The organism is Synechocystis salina LEGE 00031 (genome assembly GCF_015207985.1).
Taxonomy (GTDB): Bacteria; Cyanobacteriota; Cyanobacteriia; order Cyanobacteriales; family Microcystaceae; genus Synechocystis; species Synechocystis salina.
In genome coordinates this window covers 1-4,249 of record NZ_JADEVV010000096.1, presented here as the reverse complement: position 1 = coordinate 4,249, position 4,249 = coordinate 1, and the positions used below count along the sequence as shown (strand labels likewise).

Genomic DNA, 4,249 nt, shown 5'->3' with positions numbered 1-4,249 from the left:
AGAAAAAAGTGAAACTGTTCCGAGTTACGGTGTCACCACACCGGACGGAATTCGTCGTGACTAATGACTTATCTCAAGATTCGACTCAGGCGACACGAGAGGAGTGTCGGGTGCGCTGGAAGATTGAACAGTTTCATCGTGAACTAAAGCAGTTGACTGGTGTAGAAGCCTGTCAATGTCGCAAGGGACGCATTCAACGTAATCATATTCACTGTGCCTTACAGGTCTGGAACTTTCTTCGTCGTCAAGCCGTTAATAGCCCATTGACAGTCTACGAAATATCTCATCAACCATGGTCTGATTTCCTGCGTCAACAGCTTCGTTCTCCTACTCTTAAGTTTTCTTTTGCGTAAGTCCTGAATGAGATAGCGATTAATCCTCCTAGCTTCCCTTAATGACGTGGTGATTAATCCCCCCTTAATAAGGGGGAAGTTTTATGAAGGGGGGGAGTTTTGATGATCCAACCAATCTAGGGTGCGATGGATGGCCCAATTTTCGTCGGGATCATTGTTTTCCCTTTGACAACGGGCATTGGCAATGTAGCCCACATGGCCGCCCTTGGGGGTTAACTGTAAATCCACGCCGGTAAGTTGGTTTTGCAAGCTGGCCAATTCCTCCGCTATGGCGGGATGGAACATGGGATCATTGGCGGCGTAGAGCAATAGGGTTGGTTTAACAATTTTGCTTAATAGGGGTAGGGCACTACTGGCTTCGTAATAATCTGCCACCGAAGCAAATCCCAGGCGATCGATCACCAAATTGTGGTCAAAACCCCAAATGGTATTGGCCCGTTCAATGGCTTGGGGATCAAACTCCCCTGGATGGTGGCGATGTAACTGCCAGGCCAATTCCTTCAGCTTGTTGGCGATCGCCTTTTCCAAATACCTTCCCACAGGATGGCTAGTTAAATAATTGAGGGAGCGCTGGGAATCAAGGCTAGGGCAAACGGCCATAGCTCCCCCAATGTCCGTGGGCGAAAGGGAAGTTAGCATTGCGTCGTTATTTCGCCAATCTTCCAAAGTTTGACCCTTATACACTCCCCACAGGGCAAGCTGACCCCCCAGGGAATAACCCCCAAACCAAAAGGGGCCAGGATAACCCAAAGCTTTAGCTTGGGCCGCTAAATAGACAAAATCCTCCCCTTCATACAAGCCATCGGAGGTGAGGGTGGGGGAGAGTTCCGCCGATTTACCGTGGGCCCGCCAGTCAAACAAAATTACGCCATAGTTCCGTTCATGGGCCCAGCGTCCCCATTGTCGCAAAAAGCCCTGATCTTCCAGGGATCCGGTGATGCCATAGGTGGCAATTAGTGTTCCCTGGCCCTGGGGAGGAATGGGAGATCGCCACGTTTGTAGGGGCACCGCCCGGGAGCCGGTCATTACTTGGGCAATATATTCAGGTTCCCCGGCCTGGGCTGAGTTTAAACTACGCTGATTGGCCACGAAAGCAGTGTAGATGGTCATGGCCAAGCCCGACGATAAATACCAAGGGGAGGTAAACCGGGGTAACACTTGACGTTTTTCGGACGGAGCCAACAGAGGCGATCGCATAAATTGATTGGAGCTTCAGTGGAATCTAGCTAGCTAGGGAATGGGAATAGCATCAATCTGCAATTTAACCTTTTCATCGGGATAGCTGGCTAAACGGATTGATACACCACGCACCGAATCCGGTAGTGGCCCAAATAATTCAATGGTGCCGTTATACACCTGGCGATCGCCGGGTAAAGTGGGGGGCAAAGAATCGGCAAAGGAGCTCAACAGATTATTATCCTGGTCCCTGACTTCCAAAAAACTGTACAGAAACTCCACTTCCTCCGGGCCATTATTCTGCAAACTTACTGCCAACTTGAGGCGACGGCGATCGTGGACAACATTTTCTACCCGCATCAATACCCCTTGATTTTCGCCGCTCACTGGGGGATTGGGCGCATCAGCATCTAAGACTTTTTTTCCGTATCCGTCTCCGCCTGGTCAGCATTAGTGGAGTTAGCTTCCCCCTTAGGCATTTTCTGTTGTTTTTTGATATATCCCCTAGTTTCCTTCGCCACCTGTTGAATATTCACTGGCTTGAACTTCGCACCGGAATCTGACTCATCTTTGGCCTTTTCCCCATCCGTGGGCGGGATCACAAACTGCTCCATGGGGTTACTGGGCGGTTGCACAACCCCCTCCAGAGCCGCATCCCCCAATTTATAGCTAATAAAGGCCGTGCCCCCCATACAAGCCACTACCGCTAGGAATAGGGCTAGGGGACTGAAGACAAAATCACCAAAATTAGATTTAGAGCGATGCTTCGCTTTAGCGACCTTATTAGCCATGGAAAAAGGGAGAAAAACTTAATTAGAACTGGGCAACCCCACCTAGCGGTCCACCGATCCCATGATAATGTCGATGCTACCGAGGATTGCCATAATGTCCGCCACCTTTACCCCCTTAAGGATGTGGGGCAGAATTTGCAGGTTGTTAAAGTCCGCAGAACGGATTTTCCAACGCCAGGGGAACACATCGTCATTACCTTGAATGAAGATGCCCAACTCTCCCTTACCGCTCTCCAAGCGCACGTAATGTTCGCCGGCCGGAATTTTAAAAGTGGGGGCAACTTTTTTGGCAATGTACTGGTATTGGAAATCATTCCACTCCGACTTTTTGCCTTCCTGGAGTCGCTTGGCTTCCAGATTTTCGTAGGGGCCACCGGGCATGGCTTTGAGGGCCTGACGAATGATTTTGACTGATTCCCGCATTTCCCGGATACGCACCAAGTAACGGGCAAAACAATCCCCAGCGGTTTCGTACTGCACTTCCCAATCAAGCTCGTCGTAGCACTCGTAATGGTCCACCTTGCGCAGATCCCATTTCACCCCAGAACCCCGGAGCATGGGGCCAGATAAGCCCCAGTTAATGGCCTCTTCCCTGGTCACAGTGCCCACCCCTTCTACCCGACGACGGAAAATGGGGTTGTTGGTAATTAATTTTTCGTACTCGTCAACCTTGGGCAAAAAGTAGTCACAAAAGTCCTCGCATTTGTCATTCCAACCGTAGGGCAGATCCACTGCAACCCCACCAACGCGGAAATAATTATTGTTGATCAACCGCATACCAGAAGCGGCTTCCCACAGGTCATAAATCATTTCCCGTTCCCGGAAAATATAAAAGAAGGGAGTTTGGGCGCCCACATCCGCCATAAAGGGGCCAAGCCAGAGTAAATGGTTGGCGATGCGGTTCAGTTCCAGCATGATCACCCGGATATACTGGGCCCGCTTGGGCACTTCAATATCGGCTAGCTTTTCCGGAGCATTGACAGTGATGGCTTCGTTGAACATACCGGCGGCGTAGTCCCAACGGCTAACGTAGGGAACGTACATAATATTGGTACGACTTTCAGCAATTTTTTCCATGCCTCGGTGTAAATAACCAATCACTGGTTCACAGTCCACCACGTCTTCCCCATCTAGGGTCACAATCAGGCGTAACACCCCGTGCATAGATGGGTGATGGGGGCCCATGTTGAGCACCATTGGTTCGGTTCTGGTTTCAATCTTGGTCATACCCGGTAAACTGCGATCGGCAGGGATGTGGTGTGGTTGAACGAGAAGATCTCTTTAGCAAATGATATGGCATGGCCCTTGGGGAGGCAAGGCATTACTAGCGGATTGATCCCCGGCGGCCGTTTGGGGGAAACCGGCCTACAATATTCAAAGTTTTGTTGTTTTGCTTCCAATGTGCTGGAGCGGGGTGTGGTTTGAAAAATTTTTCCGGTGGCATGAAAAAAATAACTGCCTTTCCCTTCCCTTTATTCAAATTTCTTAAGTCTTCTAAAAGTTTTTCTTTTCAGGCGATCGCCGGCCGTTGGCGGATTTCTCGTAAATGGGGGTTGATGCTGATTCCCCTCGCTTCCATTGGCAGTATTCCCCTGTTATTGGCCTGGAGTGGCTATGGTGAAGACTCCAGTGCTATCGCCAATGGCAAAACAGATAATGGCACCGAAGTAAGGGCCGACATGGCTGGCGAAGAACTAATTAAGACGTTACCACCCCTGAGTCAAATTCCTGCCCCTCCCCAGGATTCCGCTTCAGGCTTGAAAAGTCCCCGCCCCATTACAGCTGCAAACTTGGCGAAAAGCTCTCCAGGGACAGCCGCCGGGGTAACAGATAATGCCCCCAATGCCACTGTGGAGTCCGGTAACAGCAATAATTCCTCCGTTCAAAATAGCACTCCATCCCCGTCGGCCCGTCCCGCCCCTGCTACAC

Annotated in this window: 5 protein-coding genes and 1 pseudogene; 2 read left to right on the top strand and 4 right to left on the bottom strand. The window is 50.5% G+C overall.

The features are described 5' to 3' along the window. Positions 1–353, top strand: a 353-nt coding sequence (locus IQ217_RS19430; RefSeq protein WP_338116554.1) for a transposase, incomplete at its 5' end; no start/stop codon positions are given. Positions 354–434: 81 nt separating this feature from the next. Here IQ217_RS19430 and IQ217_RS18520 read toward each other — a convergent pair. The 4 genes from IQ217_RS18520 to IQ217_RS18505 are packed head-to-tail and all read right to left on the bottom strand — an operon-like array spanning position 435 to position 3,547. After that, positions 435–1,550: a YheT family hydrolase gene (locus tag IQ217_RS18520; RefSeq protein WP_194021373.1), complete on the bottom strand. Its 1,116-nt coding sequence runs from the start codon at positions 1,548–1,550 to the stop codon at positions 435–437. Positions 1,551–1,583: 33 nt separating this feature from the next. Further along, positions 1,584–1,916: a hypothetical protein gene (locus IQ217_RS18515; protein WP_338116583.1), complete on the bottom strand. Its 333-nt coding sequence runs from the start codon at positions 1,914–1,916 to the stop codon at positions 1,584–1,586. 23 nt (positions 1,917–1,939) lie between these two features. Continuing rightward, the gene (locus IQ217_RS18510) at positions 1,940–2,320 is read right to left on the bottom strand and encodes a hypothetical protein (RefSeq protein ID WP_194021372.1); all 381 of its coding nucleotides are present in this window, start codon (positions 2,318–2,320) and stop codon (positions 1,940–1,942) included. Between the two features lie 42 nt (positions 2,321–2,362). After that, a complete protein-coding gene (locus IQ217_RS18505) occupies positions 2,363–3,547 on the bottom strand; it encodes an NAD(P)H-quinone oxidoreductase subunit H (protein ID WP_010872566.1) in 1,185 nt (394 codons plus the stop codon). Positions 3,548–3,762: 215 nt separating this feature from the next. Between IQ217_RS18505 and IQ217_RS18500 the strand changes: the two are divergent. Further along, positions 3,763–4,249: pseudogene (locus tag IQ217_RS18500) on the top strand (SpoIID/LytB domain-containing protein); the annotation flags it as partial.